The organism is Sphingopyxis sp. (assembly GCF_035998965.1).
Taxonomy (GTDB): domain Bacteria; phylum Pseudomonadota; class Alphaproteobacteria; order Sphingomonadales; family Sphingomonadaceae; genus Sphingopyxis.
Genome location: NZ_DASYHE010000082.1, coordinates 1 through 15,259, shown reverse-complemented (window position 1 = coordinate 15,259; position 15,259 = coordinate 1). Strand labels below are relative to the sequence as shown.

Annotated in this window: 12 protein-coding genes, 1 tRNA gene and 1 pseudogene; 3 read left to right on the top strand and 11 right to left on the bottom strand. The window is 61.8% G+C overall.

Annotated elements, in window-relative coordinates:
• Position 1: 1 nt before the first annotated feature.
• Entirely contained in the window at positions 2 to 718 is a 717-nt protein-coding gene (locus tag VGN68_RS13960; protein ID WP_062900452.1) for a hypothetical protein, read from the top strand.
• A 131-nt stretch (positions 719 to 849) separates the two neighbouring features.
• Positions 850 to 1,476, top strand: a pseudogene (locus VGN68_RS13955) (transposase); the annotation flags it as partial.
• Positions 1,477 to 1,914: 438 nt separating this feature from the next.
• Here VGN68_RS13955 and VGN68_RS13950 read toward each other — a convergent pair.
• The 7 genes from VGN68_RS13950 to VGN68_RS13920 form a co-directional block, all read right to left on the bottom strand.
• Complete coding sequence (locus tag VGN68_RS13950; RefSeq protein ID WP_062900453.1) at positions 1,915 to 2,502, bottom strand: RES family NAD+ phosphorylase; 588 nt, start codon at positions 2,500 to 2,502, stop codon at positions 1,915 to 1,917.
• Between the two features lie 2 nt (positions 2,503 to 2,504).
• The gene (locus tag VGN68_RS13945; protein ID WP_062900454.1) at positions 2,505 to 3,086 is read right to left on the bottom strand and encodes a hypothetical protein; all 582 of its coding nucleotides are present in this window, start codon (positions 3,084 to 3,086) and stop codon (positions 2,505 to 2,507) included.
• Between the two features lie 84 nt (positions 3,087 to 3,170).
• Positions 3,171 to 4,169, bottom strand: a complete 999-nt coding sequence (locus VGN68_RS13940) for a hypothetical protein (protein ID WP_120216964.1) — start codon at positions 4,167 to 4,169, stop codon at positions 3,171 to 3,173.
• 102 nt (positions 4,170 to 4,271) lie between these two features.
• The gene (locus tag VGN68_RS13935) at positions 4,272 to 4,586 is read right to left on the bottom strand and encodes a hypothetical protein (RefSeq protein ID WP_062902943.1); all 315 of its coding nucleotides are present in this window, start codon (positions 4,584 to 4,586) and stop codon (positions 4,272 to 4,274) included.
• A gap of 26 nt (positions 4,587 to 4,612) precedes the next feature.
• On the bottom strand, positions 4,613 to 8,908 hold the full coding sequence (locus VGN68_RS13930; protein ID WP_062900456.1) for a strawberry notch family protein: 4,296 nt from the start codon (positions 8,906 to 8,908) through the stop codon (positions 4,613 to 4,615).
• A 138-nt stretch (positions 8,909 to 9,046) separates the two neighbouring features.
• Entirely contained in the window at positions 9,047 to 11,065 is a 2,019-nt protein-coding gene (locus VGN68_RS13925; RefSeq protein ID WP_327477471.1) for a ParB/RepB/Spo0J family partition protein, read from the bottom strand.
• Between the two features lie 32 nt (positions 11,066 to 11,097).
• Positions 11,098 to 12,015: a DUF7146 domain-containing protein gene (locus VGN68_RS13920; protein ID WP_062902944.1), complete on the bottom strand. Its 918-nt coding sequence runs from the start codon at positions 12,013 to 12,015 to the stop codon at positions 11,098 to 11,100.
• Between the two features lie 220 nt (positions 12,016 to 12,235).
• Between VGN68_RS13920 and VGN68_RS13915 the strand changes: the two genes are divergently transcribed.
• Positions 12,236 to 12,436 (top strand): helix-turn-helix domain-containing protein, encoded by a 201-nt coding sequence (locus VGN68_RS13915; RefSeq protein WP_062900458.1) that lies wholly within the window; start codon positions 12,236 to 12,238, stop codon positions 12,434 to 12,436.
• Positions 12,437 to 12,551: 115 nt separating this feature from the next.
• Here the strand turns inward: VGN68_RS13915 and VGN68_RS13910 are convergent, their stop codons facing one another.
• The 4 genes from VGN68_RS13910 to VGN68_RS13895 form a co-directional block, all read right to left on the bottom strand.
• Entirely contained in the window at positions 12,552 to 13,142 is a 591-nt protein-coding gene (locus VGN68_RS13910; protein WP_062900459.1) for a mobile mystery protein B, read from the bottom strand.
• Entirely contained in the window at positions 13,139 to 13,603 is a 465-nt protein-coding gene (locus tag VGN68_RS13905) for a mobile mystery protein A (protein ID WP_062900460.1), read from the bottom strand. The genes VGN68_RS13910 and VGN68_RS13905 overlap by 4 nt, the downstream gene beginning before the upstream one ends.
• A gap of 135 nt (positions 13,604 to 13,738) precedes the next feature.
• Positions 13,739 to 14,974 (bottom strand): tyrosine-type recombinase/integrase, encoded by a 1,236-nt coding sequence (locus VGN68_RS13900; protein ID WP_062900461.1) that lies wholly within the window; start codon positions 14,972 to 14,974, stop codon positions 13,739 to 13,741.
• A 172-nt stretch (positions 14,975 to 15,146) separates the two neighbouring features.
• Positions 15,147 to 15,233 (bottom strand) — tRNA-Leu (locus VGN68_RS13895).
• Positions 15,234 to 15,259 lie beyond the last annotated feature (26 nt).

Below are 15,259 nucleotides of genomic sequence, written 5' to 3'. Positions count from 1 at the left end.
TATGCTGGCCGACGACGGTGAAAGCGTTGGTCATGCGGGTTCGCTTGACGCCGGCGTGCATCTTCCCGGCGAATGGTTCTCATCCCTGATCCGCTTCCTACGCGATGCCCTTCCGGGATGGCGCGACGATCCTGCGCGCGAAACGGCGACAGGGGAGACGAAGTTGACCGCGCAACTCTGCGCGCGCCTCGCCAGCCTGACACGGCACGCTCCGGGATGGGATTTTCTTCAGTTCCGGCGCGAGGAGCCCGACGAAACCAACGGCAATCGCGCAATCGATCTCGCCGTCGCGCCCTGCGGCGATGTCATATGGATCGAAGGGCGGGCGTACACCGAGTATCAGACCCTACTGCCCGTGGAATGCAAGCGCCTCCCCACGCCTCCTGGCTCTGACCGCGACGAGCGCGAATATCTGATCAGCCGTTTCAGCAGCGCGGGCGGAATCCAGCGTTTCAAGGCGGGCCACCATGGGGCTGCACACAATCGCGCGGCGATGATCGGGTACTTGCAGGCCGAAGATTGTGTCTTCTGGCGAACGCAGCTCGACAGTTGGATCGACGGCATTGTGGCGGAGCCGGTGGAAGGATGGTCCGAAAGCGACAAGATCACATTGCACGACCATGACGCCGGAGCGCGTCTTGCCGCTCTGCAGTCCAACCATGTCCGGAAGCCTGGCCTAGCGCCAATCCTCATCGATCACCTTTGGATCGAAATGTAGGTCACGCGTACCTGCCTGACCAATGCGCCGAAGGGAGGGAGCGAGGCCGATGCAGCGGACCGTGGAGATAGCCGATTTCGAGCTACCGCGCGGCGGCATTGCTATTTCCCAGCTGATGACGATGGACCGGGCGAAGAATGATCGACCGGACGCAGGAGCGCTTCGGCATCTGGCCGCATCGGCTTGTAGCGGACGCAGCCTATGGTTCCGCCGCGAACCTGGCGTGGCTGGTGGAAGAGAAAGGCATCGAGCCGCATATCCCCGTGTTCGAAAAATCCGGTCGCAATGACAGCAGCTTCGAGCGCGTCGACTTCATCTATGATTATGACGACGACAGCTATATCTGCCCGGGTGGCAACCACTTGCGGCGGTCTAATCGCAACTTCAGTACACCGCGCACCGGGATCGATAAGGACGGCTCCATCCGCTACCGCGCGCGTCAGCACGACTGCGAAGGCTGTGCTCTGAAGCCGCAATGCACGCCCAATGCGCCAGCCCGCAAGATCACGCGTTCAATCCACGAAGGCGCGCGCGACATGGCCCGCGATATCGCGACAACCGACGCCTATCTTGTGTCGAGCAGAGAGCGGAAGAAGGTCGAAATGCTGTTCGCCCACCTCAAGCGCATCCTGAAACTGGACCGCTTGCGTCTGCGCGGCCCCAATGGTGCCCGTGACGAGTTCCACCTCGCCGCCGCGGCCCAAAACCTCCGGAAAATGGCAAAGATCTTCCCGATCCAGCACCTCGCCACCGCCTGATCAAGGTGGGGAGGCCGTTCGCCTCCCGTCCGCTTCCACCCTCCGCAGTCCGCCGGGCGACTTCTTCAACAGAATAGGGCGCTAAGCCGACAATCATTCGTCGCCTCTGAGGTCGATTCGGACGGGCGGATCGACATCTTCTCCTCGGCCAGGATAGTCGTCGAAGACCGTGACACTGTTGTCGGAACAATTATCGCGCTGGGCGGTCAGCTTCGATGGTCGCCGCATTTTTTTGCGCTGTCTGGATCGAAGTCGATTGCCCGGCGAGCGCGATACGCCGGCGTGGTGAGGTTCCGGGAACAGGAATGAATTTGAAATGCTGGGTATCCGCCTCGAACGTCCGCGCTCGGCGGTTCATTTCCTGCGCGGTTTCTCGCAAAAGTGAAAAATCCACTGCAAAATATGTAGCTCAACGCGCAACCGGGATCGACGGTGGATCTAGAATTCTATGAGTTCGAATCCACGCGGTTTGAGGATCTTGCGGACCCAGCCCTTGTCGATCTGCAGATTCTCACCGGTCAGGTCGATTGCGGGATCCGCTCGCTCGAACAATGCGATGCAAAGTTCGTCCGTGTCGAAGCGCGACCTATACTGGATGCCATCGAACGCCGTCTCGGTATAAACGATCGCGGAAATCCGTTGCGTAATGTCGTAACCACCAGGATTGGTGACCGGATCGAAATCGGCCGCTACGCCGGCAGCGGTGGTCTGAAACCAGGCGAGACCGGGGCCATGCAGCTTGGCAAGGCGTAGTGTTCGTCTGGTCTTGAACGTAGCCGCGCGCTTCTGCTCGACACGGTCCCATAACAGGTCCCGGTCAGCGGGCTTCCGCAGCAGGCTTTCCGCGAACGGGCCAACCAGTGTTTTCCCAAGATAAAGAACGCCGAATTGTCCGTCGGGATCGTCCCAGCGCCAGGACGCGTCCTTGCGGCCATACCAGCGCGCGTCGACGGATTTGCCATGAACACGGTGCAGCGTCCGTCCGGCAGCGATCGTCGCCACCGGCATCATCGATTTTGCCGCCATTGTCAGTCGTCGAGTGTTTGGGCGACACGCACGACACGATCGACATCGTCTTGATTGCCCCTTAGGAGGTCGATCGGCCGCGCGTCGCCCAGACCGTCGTCGCCGCTCACCAGATACTGGAGGACCGCCCAGCCGCTCGCCCCGGGTGCAGCACCGAGAACGCGGGGAATCGCCGGGAGGATGGCATTGCCATCGAACTGGAATGCCGGAAACAGCTTGGCACCATTGTCATCGATCATGAGGAGGCGACGGTCCCGGGCGGCCTTGTAGACGGCCTGCACTGTCTTGTGTCCGAGCAGATTGCGAACTGCTTCGGCATCGAAAGCTCCACCTGCGGCTTCGATCAGTCGCCGTTTGAAGGCGATGGCCCGGGTAATCTCTTCCGCCTGTTCCGGATCGCCGGCTTCGACCGACGGAATGCCGCGCGCGATATTCAGGACAAGCGCGGGGACGTCGATGCTGCCAATCGCCGCCGTCTTGGCGGCAGCTGGCATCATCTTGATGATCCGGTCGGCGCTTGCCAGGATGCGGTCACGCAGGATGCGATCTACATCGATAGCGGCCATACTGGCTGTGCGAGACATGTCGGCGCTCCTAGTTTAGTGAGTTTCATATAGGGCATATTGGGAACGCTTTCAACCATCCACAGACGCCGAAACGATGAACCTTCAAACATGGACGTCGACGGACGTCGTGCCATCACGCTGGCTCCGTGGCCTTGGCGGCTGCCGCTTCAACTCGCTGGGAGTAGCAGTAAACACCGTCCAGTCGCCGTAGTAGACCCCGTCATGCTCGACATAATCGTTGAAGATGGTGAGGCGCCAATCGCACAGCGGGCCGACGACGTTCGACAATCCTCGCGCCCGCCAATCGGACATCACCGCCGGGAAGTAGCGGTCCATCACTTCAGGTGTGGCAGCAAATTTGACGTCACACATATAGGTGGTGTGGACATAAGCGAGCGGCCCGATGACGGGTCCATCACTGCCCCAGTCTTCGAGGTTCTCATCGGGATCTTTGCGACCATGATAGAGGTGGAGATAGAGTTGCGGAACATCCGGGGCGACGGCTTCGGCTCTTGGCATCGTATCACCGGTCTCATTCGCTTCGCGGGCGGCAATCCAGTCCAGATAGCCGAGACGCGTGTCATCGTTTGAGATCTCGTATTTCCAGTCGGCTAACGGATGACCGGCGCGGCGGCTCCACGGTCCCTGCTCTTCCGGCGCGGAAGCGATCGAAATCGGAGGCGGAACGAATGCGGCAATTTCGAACCAGGCGTCGGCCGCGGCTATGGATCCGAGCCCATTCAACTCGGTCCGGCTCATGAGAACATGGTCCGACCCGTTGGTGTCGAAATATAGCGGATCGCCCTCGCCGGTATAGACGGCACGCTGAGCGCTGAACGCGCCGACACACGGATCCGAATTGCGAACAAAAGGAATGCCGTGGTGGGTGCAGAAATCCTCGACCTGATCGAATTGCCCGCCAACCAGGCCATGGGCGCAGATTTCGAGGGCTTGGCCATCGACAATGTGGGACGCATCGACGGTCGCTCCAACCCAGTCGAGCATTCCATGGTCGCACGCTATGGCGTCGATCAGCGGCTCGATCAGATCGCTCCTGATCGCCCCGCCGATCCGAATGATCGCGGATGCACGGTCTGTCATGGGAACCTCCATCGTCTCGATGGCCCTGCGGACAATTCCGCCGCCACACCGAGCCCCCCCCCACTCCCCCCTTTTCGCCTGTAAATTGGCCCAGCACGCAAACTATGGCGGTGACTGGGGGCCGCATTCGGCAGCGCCGATGAGGCTGCGAAGCTTCGACCATGCGAGTGCTTCGCCGGCGCACCGCCCTTGCCGGACGCCTATTTCGTACAGGCGATAGGTCAGGCTGACGATTTCAGGTGTGGCGTTCGAGGGGACGAGGATCAGGAAATCGCTTTCGTCGTCCAGGAGCTCGAAGACCGTGCCGTCGGTCGGCAAGGTCGTGACTGCAATGCTGGCCGAGCTCCCGAGCGCGGTGAGAGCCGTGTTGAAGCGGTCGACAAAGTCCTGATCGACCAGTGGATAGAAGTCGGACATCATGGCCCCCTTCGTGGATTCGGGATTCACTGCGGCCGCTCGGCGATGATCGCGGCGAGGACCTCGTCGGCCTTCTCGACAGGCAGGAAGAGCCGCGTCTTGTACTGGATCACCTCGCTGAACAGACCGCGCGCCTTCAGCCATTCGCGGTCCTGTGGCTGGAAATCCCGGACCTCGAAGCGCCGGCTACTGTTCACCATCGTGGAAACGAGGCGCGCGCCATGGAGGCCCGGGATCAGTGCGCCATCGCCGCCACGCGCCGCCTCGATCAGTTCATCGGGCGTGAGTTTGATCGAGGACTCAAGACCGAAGGCGGACTCCAGTTTCTCGAGCGCGGTGGGCATCACGATGCGTCCGAGGATGGACGTTCCCGCCGCGTCATCGATCCGCCAGACGCGGACATCGTCTTGCGGCAGCTTGTTCCAGACGGGCAAAAGGAGGCCGGTCGCGACGCTGATCGTGTCAATATCGACCTTATCGAGCGCTTCGGACACCTCTGCTTCCCAGAAGCTTTTGAAGCTATCGTGATCGACCTCTTTCCAGAAGGTGTGCCAAAGTTCGGCGAGTTGGATACGATTGGAACCCGTCGGCCGGACAAGCTCCAGCATCTTGACGGGGCGCCCCTCGTCGTCGGTGATCGACCAGGATGGAACGCAAACGGCGACGCGCCCCGAACGGCTGTTCCGCAGATATCGCACGTCGTCGGAGCTTCCCCAGATCTTGTCGAGGCGCGTCCATCCGGTGACGTGCGGCTTCAGATGAAGCTCGAGGCGGAGCAAACGCGTTTCGGCGCCGGATACCGGGTCTTTCCTGAGCACGCGCTCCGAGATCTGAACGATACGCTCGGCCCGGATCGCTTCGACGCCGAGGTCGAGCGTTCCGGCTTCGCGCGCTGCGTCGACGCGGGCCTGTATGAGCCCCATATATTCCTCGAAAACCGCGTTCTGGGTCGCGATCCTGAGCGCGAGGATGCGGTTGAGCCAGCGCTGGATCGGCGGCAGCTTGTCGAGCAAGGTGCCATGCTCATCGACAAGCTTCAGGCCTGTGATGATCTGGAATTTCTCGAGGCTGACGCTCGCGAGCTTGCCGGCGTGGAGGAGGTGATACCACTGGGTCAGGGCCTCGCGGGCATAGCTGCTTTCGAGATTATCGGCGGGATCGAACAGGTTCTGGCCGCCTGTCTGGCGTTGGCCGCGCGTGAGCGCGCCCAGCGTGTCGAGACGGCGCGCGATCGTGCTGATAAAGCGGCGTTCACCCTTGCAGTTGGTCGTGACCGGGCGGAACACCGGCGGCATGGATTGGTAGGTGCGGTGGGTGCGACCGAGGCCCTGGATCGCGATGTCGGCGCGCCATCCGGGTTCGAGCAGGAAGTGGATGCGCCGCTTGCGCGCGGTCGGGCAGTCCAGGTCAGCGTGGTAGGACCGCCCCGTGCCACCCGCCTCGGAAAAGACGAGGATGGGCTTTCGCCCCGACATGAAGTTGTCGGTCTCGGCGATGTTGGAACTGGACGTGCGACGCTCGACCTTCTGCCGGCCCTGCCCATCAACGACAATCCGCCGCGTGCGCCCCGTGACCTCGGAAACCATGTCGGTGCCGAAATGTACGATGAGAAAGTCGAGCGCAGCCGGAACAGGCGGCATCGAGCAGAGCCGCTCGATCAAATCGTCGCGCGCGGCGACCGCTTCCTGGCACAGGACACCGTTGCCGTCGTCATCGAGCATTGGCTCGGAGCGCATTGACCCATCGGTCGCGCGAAAGGCGCGCATTTGCCGGGTTGGGAAGGCGGTCTTCAGATAATCGACCATGGTGTCGAGTGGGGAGACATCGATCGAGAGGTTCGCCCGTTCTTCGGGTGACAGGTCAGCCAGGCGGCGGTCGAGTATTGCCTCGGCGGTACTGGTGAGCTGAACGACGGCGACATGGCCCGCGGCGAGTTCATCCTCGATCGCGCGAACGAGCGTCGGCATCTTCATCGCGATCAGGACCTGCGAGAAGAACCGCTGCTTCGCGCTTTCGAACCGGCTCAGCGCCGATCCCTTGGCCTGGGCGTTCATCGTCTGCCCCGAAATGCGGTCGACGATGTTCGACGCCTTCAGAACCTCGTCGAGGTTCTGGTGAATGATCGCCCATGCATCGGCATAGGCGTCGTAGATGTCGATCTGGTCCGGCGTGAGCTGATGCTCGAGCGGGTCATATTCGACGCCGGCGAAACTGAGCGCCCGGGCGGTGTAGAGACCCATGGACTTGAGATCGCGGGCGACGATTTCCATCGCGGCGATGCCGCCGTCGGTCATCGCGGCGAGAAAGCCGTCGCGATTGGCAAACGCCGTACCGGGACCCCAGAGCCCGAGCCGCGACGCGTAACTCAAATTTTCGGGCTTGGTGGCGCCGGTCGCCGATTCATAGACAACGCGGGCGCGCGGCAGCGCATTTTGCAGGCGGACCCCGGCGAGGCCCTGCTCGGATCCCTTGGCTTGCCGGTACTCGTCCTTGGTCCCGGCGGCGTTGCCCATCGAATGGGATTCATCGAAGAGGATCACGCCTTCGAACCCGGCGCCCGTCCACTCGAGAATCTGCTGCAGGCGCGAGCATTGGTCGTGGCGCTGGGACCGGAGCGTCGCATAGGTGAGGAAGAGGATGCCACTCGCCATGCCGATCGGCTGACCAAGCGGAAAGGCGTCGAGCGGCTGGACGTCGATTGGAAGCCCGCCGAGCGCGCTCCAGTCGCGCCGGGCATCTTCGAGGAGCGTCGCGCCCTTCGAGATCCACATGGCGCGCTGATTGCCGCAGTTCCATTGGTCCCGGATAATTGCGGCGCCTTCACGGCCCTTGCCGACGCCCGTCCCGTCCCCGATGAAGAAGCCCATGCGATAGGGGCGGCCTTCGGGGTCCTCGATCAGCAAGTCGCCTGCCGTGTTGGTGACGAACCGGCCCGAGAGGTCGCGCGAGAAGGCATCGCCTGCGTAAATGATCGCTTCGAGCTGGGCGTCTGACAGCGCCTCGCTTGCCCGCTTCTGGAAAAGCGGGCGATATTGGGGGATCGGGGGCAGAACCGACGCCATGGCGAGCGATTCCACGAGATCGTCGGGGTGGGGCTTCGCGCCTGGAATATCGATGCGGGCGAGCCGCCAAGGCGCATAGATACCGACCGGATCGCCGACAGGGAGCGGCGCGTCGCGGACCGAATAGGCGAGCGGCTGCGCTAGATCATCGGTCGCGGCGATCCGCGAGGGTGCGATGATCCTGGGGCCAGCGAGGCCGGAGAAGAGTGAGGACGACGAAGGCCTCAGCGCGGGACGCATCGGGATTACCGCCGGGGACGCCGGGGGCGGTTCGTCGGATGGGTCAAGCCGCGCCGGAGCCGCGAGCACGATGGGCAGCGCCGCCGCGATGGTGTCGACCGTGTGGCGCTCGGTTTGGCCGATCCAGCCCTTGTCGAAGACGATCAGGCGGACGGCGACGCTGGTGCCATGCTTCGCATAGGGACGGCCGAGAATCGTGATCTCGACGCGCGGGCGGGCAATTTCGGCGACGGAGACATAGCCGCTCGCGCCGCTCGCATCGTGCGCGAAGGTCGGCGACATGATCGCGACGCAGCGTCCGCCCTCGGCAAGACGCAGCAGCGCGGAGCGAAGATGGCGCGCTCCGGCATGGCGATCTTGGCCGCGCCCCTCGCTGCGGCTGAAGGGCGGGTTGATCAGGACAATTGTCGGCCGAACATCCGTCGGCAGCCGGTCGTTGATGAACTCGGCGTCATGGGTCGTGACTGGGCGGCCCGTCACGAGGGAAAGCAGCGCCGCCCGGCAGGGATCGCGCTCGTTGAGCGAAGCGCTCGCGCCCGCGGCGATCGCGCGCGCCGCAAGCATGCCGGTACCTGCCGACGGTTCGAGCACATGATCGCCAGCAGTGACCGCCGCCGCTCGGGCCGCGAGCCAGGACAGCGCCGCCGGCGTGCTGAACTGCTGCATATCGACCTGGTGCTCGCTGCGATAGGTCTGGGTCGGCAGCGCCTTCTCGAACGCGAGGATATCCGCGAATTCGTCTTCGGGCCCCCAGTCCGGGTTCGGGTCATCATCGGGCACGAGCGTGTCCGATGCCTGCGCGGCTTCGAGCGCGTCATAGGCATCGCGCATCGACCAGCGCCCGTCGGCATCGGAGCCGCGGAACGCTTCCACCATCAGGCGCTTGAGCAGCGAGCGGGTCACGGATTGCGGATCGGCGAGCCGGTCGCGCAGTGCGCGGGCGACGCCATAAAGGCGTTCGGCTTTTTCCCGGGCCTCGGTGCCCGGGGTTTCAGCGAGCTTCAGAAGCGGAAGGGTCATGGCAATTCTCCTGAAGAGGTTCGGGAGCAACACGCCCCCGCTGCCATCGCCCCTCCCCCTCTCCTCCCGACTGGAATGGGGGCATAAGAAAAGGGGCCGCGGCGCAGGACCGCGACCCCATAAAATCGAAGAGCGAGATTAGGCCGCGTCGGAGAGCGGCTCGTCCTCGTGGGTATCATCGGCGGGATCGCCCGCCGCCTCGGGTTCGACGGTGCCGCTCGTTTCGTCTTCGCCATCATCGTTCACCGGCTCGGCGACCGGATGCTCGAAGCGCATGGCGTCAGGCAGCCAGGCAAGCGCCTTTTCCTTGACGTCCGCCTCGACGATGATGTTCCCGGCGAAGAGCTGTTCAGCCGAAGAGGCGAGCAGGTTCTTCTTCGACGCCCCGTAGCGCTGGCTGAGCTCGCTGCCGCCGATCTCCTGAAAGAGGTCGATGATGGAGCTCTTGGTGAGCCGCTTGAAATAATTCTTCGCGGTCGGGCGCCACCAGGCGGCGACATCGATCTTGAGCTTGCAACCGAGATGATCGACGAAACCGCTGGCGGAATCTTTCATGGGCACCGCATGGATCGTCCGGGCGATCGCCCAAGCGAGCCAAGCCGCACGCGCTTCTTCGCCGAGCGCGCAGAAGGCATCGTAGCGCCCGGCGACGCCGATGTTCGGCTGGACCCAGCTTCGATCGAGCCCCTCTTCGAGCTTGGCCCATTCGTCAGCCGCGAGCGATCCGCTTTCGAAGCCAATGACACGCGACGGCGCGGCATCGGCGCGAAGGTCGCTGGCGAGATCGGAAGCGTAGCGCCGTAAAGCCGCATCGACCATCACGAAGGTTCCGAGATCGAGCGCAAAGCGGGGATCGCTTGCGACATGGACACGAAGCAGTTCCGCCTTCATCGTTGCGAGCTCGTCGATGAGTCGTTGGCTCATTGCCGGTTTCGCCGAGACAGAGCCGTCGGTCTCGGCGTCGCTATCATCGTCGCCATCGATGTCTTCGTCGGCCTCGGTCGGCACCATGTAGGCCTGATGGTGCACACGCGGCTGGCCATCTTCGCCGATGACGAGGAAGGCAAGTGCCGCGGCCTTTTGGTCGTCGGTCAAGACCGCCGGTCGATTCTGGATGCCGCTCAGTTCGGATTCAAGTTCGCGATACCGCTGTTCCTCGTCCTCGGTGATGCCGTCATCACTCTCGTCGGCAGATTCGGCGATCATGTTCATCTCAGCTTCGATTTCGGCGCAGCGCGCTACCTCCTCTGCGGTCGGTTCAGGAATCTCGCCGCGGACCGGGCGGAGGCCGTCATAATCCGCGAACGAGATGCGCGTCATCGGGACCGCGCGAATTTCCGCGAAGCCCTCGCGCGCCCGGATCGCTTCGGCTTCCGCAGCCAGCTTCTCATCAGCGAGGCGGTCGAGGACGTCGCCATCGATCCAGTTCTCGGATGCACTGTCGGAAAAGAGGTCAGAGTCGATCCGCCCGCCCGCCTCGACATAGGCATCGCGGCCGACGAGCAGCGCTTTCGGGTCGCCGCCCCGGTAGCTGCCGGCGGCGAGCTCACGCCGGATGGTGTACGGGTCGTTGCGGTAATAGCTGTCGCGATATTGCTCGAAGACGCGGGATTGGCGAGCCGTATCCGAGGTGCTGCCATAGGCCTTTGCAATTTCGAGGGTGATTTCGCCCTTGCGCAGCGCATCGAAGATCGTCTCGTGGAGATCGGCGAGACGGACGCGGCCGAGCACGAAGCGCTCGGTTTTGCCGAAGCGCGCCGCGACCTGGGCCGCAGTCTTGTCCTCCTTCTCGATCATGTTCTTGAACGCCATGCACTCGTCCGCGGCGGTCATCGGGAGCTTGTTATTCTCGGCGTAGCTGAACTCGATGGCACGCTTCGCGTCCGGCATCACCATGACCGGAATCTTGAAGTCGTCCGGGAGCCGCCCCTTTTCGATCAGGACGTGCACGCGCTCGAGGCGCCGACCGCCGCCGAAGATGCTGTAGTGGTCCTTCTTGCGCTTGACTGCCGTACCAATCAAATTCTGGAGCACGAAGCCGGCCTCGCCGATCATCGCCTCCAGTTCTGCGTCGGCATCGGGATCGCTTTCGGTCCTGACGTTGAGCGGCGAAGGGACGCAGTTGCGCGCAGGCGCGTATACGATGGGAAATGACATAATCAGTCTCCTGGCGGCGGAAGCCCGACCATTCAGGCCGCTCGGCGCCGCCAGTCCCCCACTCCCTTCCCTCCTTGCCTGAGGACATCGTTCCAGTCGTTTCGGCCGTTCCATGGCCAGATCGTATCGATGCGTCGTCCGGGCACCGCGTGCGCCTTCACGGCGAGCGGCACGGCGAGGCGGCCGGCACGGTCGTTGTCGGGCAACAGGATGAGACGCGACACCGATTCTGGAATAGTAATTTGTGGGATGCGCTCATTGCCGAGTGCGGCCCAGACCGGGATGCCGAGGAGGATCATCGCCGAGATCGCTGTCTCGACGCCCTCGGCAATTCCGAGTGTATAAGCGGCCGGCGCGAGTCGAACCGCACCTGTGCGGGGGTGACCGAGCAATCTGCGAGGGTGCCGGAGGTCGCGCGCGCGTCGGCCCCTGCCATCAAGGAAGGTCCGTTGGACGGCCAACAATCCCGAGTCATCGGTTACCGCGGCGAGCATCGCCGGTCGAAACACGGCCAGTCGGCCCTTGCCGAGAGGCGTTCGGGGAGCGAACCGCAGGCAGTTAGGTGCAATATCGATCGACCTGTTCCGCAAATAGGTCTCCGCGATTGTCCAGTTTATTGGCCGACCAATGCCCCACAGGTCACGGGCACGCTGCTGTAGCCATTCTTTAGGGAGGGAGGATGGCGCCCCCCTGCCGTCACGTGCGTCGAGGGCGTTCAGACCGTCGCGGCGAAGCGCCCGGAGCACATCGGAAATATCGCAGCCGGCAAAGCATTTGAACAAAAGTCGTGTTTCGCCAATCCTGACCGACAGGCTCGGGGTTTTATCCTCATGAGCAGGGCAGCGGCACATGCCAGAATCGCCAGACCAAGTCCCGCCGAAGCGGCGCACAAGAACGGCCCCGGCGACTTCGAGTTCTGGCTTGCGAGACGTTGAAAACCCTGCAGGCATGGCGAGCCTCTTCATCAGGACGGATACGCAATAACCCCCTCTTTTCCTCCTCGCTCCGCTTGGCTGCGGCATTAGTCTGTGGCCCCGCGGCGCGGGAATGCCGCCGACCGGTAGCTACGTGCCCTCCTCCTTGTGAAAATCGTGCCGCCGACCATGCTTGAGCGGGCGAAAGCTGCGTTGGAACCGCGCGCAAAAATGTCTCGTTGCGAGGACATGAAAGATGCGGGATTCCGATGACACTCCGGTTGAGATCGTATTTATCGAGCCCCTTACGGTACGGATTTCCACTGCCGTCAAGCTCACCGGAATCAGTCGATCCAGGATTTACGAACTCATCGAGTCCGGCGACCTTGAAACCGTCAAGGTCGGCCGATCTACGCTGATCCCATATAAAAGTCTGAAAGCCCTAACCAGCGCATAATCGGTTGCGCCACCGCTCGAAAAGAGGGTCCCAAATTTTCGTTCCCACCGTGTAGCTCGCGTCGGAGCAGCTATTGATCGCTTGGTCCATGCGGAGTCACATGCTGGCTATCTAGCTATGATCGTGCAAAGAGCAACAATGGCCCGATATCATGGCTATCGGCTACTTTAAGTGCGGCAACATAAGCTGCTCTCGTTTCGCTGGCATTGACCAGGCCAACGCTTCCCCATGTAAACGGTGTACATCCGAGTTGGACCGCCAGCATGTCGCCGACCATACGCGAAAAACGGCCATTGCCGTTCGGGAAAGGATGGATGGCAACGAGCCGGTGGCTGAATCGGACGGCAATTTCATCGGGTGGGTAGGTTCCATGCTCGACCCAATATCGCGTGTCGTCGATCAGTTGACGAAGGTCCATGGGGATTCTGTAAGCATCGACGCCAATGTTGCGCGGCGTGGTGCGATACTGCCCGGCCCAACGCCACACGTCTCCGAACATGCGTTTGTGAAGCTGGTTCATGAAATCCTGATCGAGAATATCCCGCTTCCGGCTCATCACCCATCGTAAAGCTTGCCTGATATTGATCTGTTCGGCTTCATTCAGCTCATGCCGCATGGTGATATAGGACGGGATGAGTTGTTCGCGCTCCTCGGCGGTCAGCGGCGTGTTGGCGTCGTCGTCATCGTTAAACAGCTTATCTGTCATTCATCATCCCACAGGCCGCGCAAGGAGCCGGATAGAATGAGTTCGATCATGCGCCGCTGTTCTTCGTCGAGATCGGCTTTGAGCAGGGCCTGATTTTCCAGCCGCATGGTATGGTCCAGCCGCGCAATATCCTTGCTCGCTTTCTGCTTCGCGCGGTCGCGCAGGATATCATCAAGCGGCTTCGTCGGTACGAAGGCATAAACGAAAGTGCAGTTCATTGCCTCAGCCGCCTGACGCAGCGTCTTAATCGTGGTGGATCCGCTGACTTCGGCCTTCTCAATCACGGGAATGCGCGAAATCGATGTTCCCATACGAGCGGCAAGCTGGCGGACCGTCATGCCCAGAGCTTCGCGTATTGCCTTTATCCAGCCTCTTGGGGGCACGGCAAAAGACGTTTCGCGCAAGGGCGCGAAACGTCTTTCGAGTTGCTTGCGGGCAAGGGCGGCCTGATCTTCGTTCATATATATATGTCCTGATGAGCCGAAGATGTATATATAAATATGAACATATCAAGATATTTTGATCGTAAATTTATGATCGTTACCTCATAAAATATACATAAATATATGAACGTACTACCGCAAAACCTGAGCGCGCTAGGCAGTCATTCGGCCGCCCCTCTGAAAAGATGGCCGCACAATCTGTGCGCCATCGCGGAGCTGGTCGAGATAGTCCGACCAGTGCTGCATCATGCGCACACGCTCATCCCAATATTCGCCGCGCGTGTAGATTCGCCGCGTCGCGTTTGCATCCAGATGCGCGAGCTGCCTCTCGATCGCATCGGGATGCCACATGCCCATCTGGTTGAGAAGAGTCGCGGCTGTCGAACGGAAGCCATGCGCCGTCATCTCCTCGCGGCTATAGCCGAGACGCCGAAGGGCCGCGCTCACCGTATTCTCGGACATGCACCGCCGGGAAGTTCGAAATGAGGGGAACAGAAATTGCCCATGGCCCGTGAGGCCGTGCAGCGCTTCAAGCATTTCGAGAACCTGCCTGGACAGCGGGACACAATGCTGACGGCGCATTTTCATCTTGTCGGCCGGGATCGTCCACACCGCGTCCTCGACATCGATCTCCGTCCATTCCGCCTGTCGCAGTTCGCCCGGCCTCACGAAGACATGCGGCGTCAGTCGCAGCGCAATTGCCGTGATTTCGTGACCAGCATATCCTTCGATAGCGCGCAGGAGCGCCCCTGTTTCCTTGCGGGTCGTGATCGCGGCGTGGTGCTTTACCTTCGGAGCCGTGAGCGCGCCGCGCAAGTCAGCCGCAAGATCACGGTCCGCCCTTGCGGTGGCGATCGCGTATCGGAAGACCCTGCTGATCACGCTGCGCATCCGACGCGCACTTTCATACCGTCCATTGGCCTCGACCTTACGGAGTACGGCCAGAACCTCCTGGGGCGTGATTTTCGAGATCGGACGGCTGCCGATCAGTGGATTGGCGATATCGAGGAGCCAGCGAATTTTGCGAAGCGTGACGGCCGCGCGCTCTTCCCGTTCGTTTTTCGCCAGCCATTCCTCTGCGATCGTCTTGAACGTGTTGTCCTCGGCGATCTTTCGGGTGATCCGTTCGACCTTCTTTTCCGCGGCCGGATCGAGCCCTGCAAGAAGCAGCTTTCGCGCTGCGTCGCGCAGTTCCCGAGCGGAAGCAATTCCAATATCAGGCCACGAACCGAAGTAGAGAGTCTTTTGTCGGCCCAGGTGACGATAGTTCATTCGCCAGACCTTTGCTCCGCTCGGTCTGACCACGAGATATAGGGCATCGCTATCGGCCATTTTATAGGCCTTTTCTGCGGGCTTGGCGTTCGAAATCTGGATGTGGGTAAGCGTCATGATGGTTTCACCTGCAAGAGGCTGACCGGAACCATCAAAAACACCATCAAAGCTGATGGTACGCTGATGGTTCCGGCTGGATCAGCCTGGATTCCATTCAGCGATTCTCATCGAAAAACGGTGGAAAACCAGCCGCTTGCTGGACGTTCCCGGACGTTGCCGGAAAGGTCACTGGTGCCCAGAAGAGGACTCGAACCTCCACGACCTTGCGATCGCCAGCACCTGAAGCTGGTGCGTCTACCAATTCCGCCATCTGGGCACGGGGTAGGAGCGGGCGCTTAGCGG

Excerpts from the sequence above, each read along its gene's own strand:
- VGN68_RS13900 (WP_062900461.1), bottom strand. The coding sequence starts at position 14,974 with ATGACGCTTACCCACATCCAGATTTCGAACGCCAAGCCCGCAGAAAAG.
- VGN68_RS13910 (WP_062900459.1), bottom strand. The coding sequence starts at position 13,142 with ATGACAGATAAGCTGTTTAACGATGACGACGACGCCAACACGCCGCTG.
- VGN68_RS13950 (WP_062900453.1), bottom strand. The coding sequence starts at position 2,502 with ATGGCGGCAAAATCGATGATGCCGGTGGCGACGATCGCTGCCGGACGG.
- VGN68_RS13935 (WP_062902943.1), bottom strand. The coding sequence starts at position 4,586 with ATGTCCGACTTCTATCCACTGGTCGATCAGGACTTTGTCGACCGCTTC.
- VGN68_RS13960 (WP_062900452.1), top strand. The coding sequence starts at position 2 with ATGCTGGCCGACGACGGTGAAAGCGTTGGTCATGCGGGTTCGCTTGAC.
- VGN68_RS13915 (WP_062900458.1), top strand. The coding sequence starts at position 12,236 with ATGCGGGATTCCGATGACACTCCGGTTGAGATCGTATTTATCGAGCCC.
- VGN68_RS13940 (WP_120216964.1), bottom strand. The coding sequence starts at position 4,169 with ATGACAGACCGTGCATCCGCGATCATTCGGATCGGCGGGGCGATCAGG.
- VGN68_RS13905 (WP_062900460.1), bottom strand. The coding sequence starts at position 13,603 with ATGAACGAAGATCAGGCCGCCCTTGCCCGCAAGCAACTCGAAAGACGT.
- VGN68_RS13945 (WP_062900454.1), bottom strand. The coding sequence starts at position 3,086 with ATGTCTCGCACAGCCAGTATGGCCGCTATCGATGTAGATCGCATCCTG.
- VGN68_RS13925 (WP_327477471.1), bottom strand. The coding sequence starts at position 11,065 with ATGTCATTTCCCATCGTATACGCGCCTGCGCGCAACTGCGTCCCTTCG.
- VGN68_RS13930 (WP_062900456.1), bottom strand. The coding sequence starts at position 8,908 with ATGACCCTTCCGCTTCTGAAGCTCGCTGAAACCCCGGGCACCGAGGCC.
- VGN68_RS13920 (WP_062902944.1), bottom strand. The coding sequence starts at position 12,015 with ATGCCTGCAGGGTTTTCAACGTCTCGCAAGCCAGAACTCGAAGTCGCC.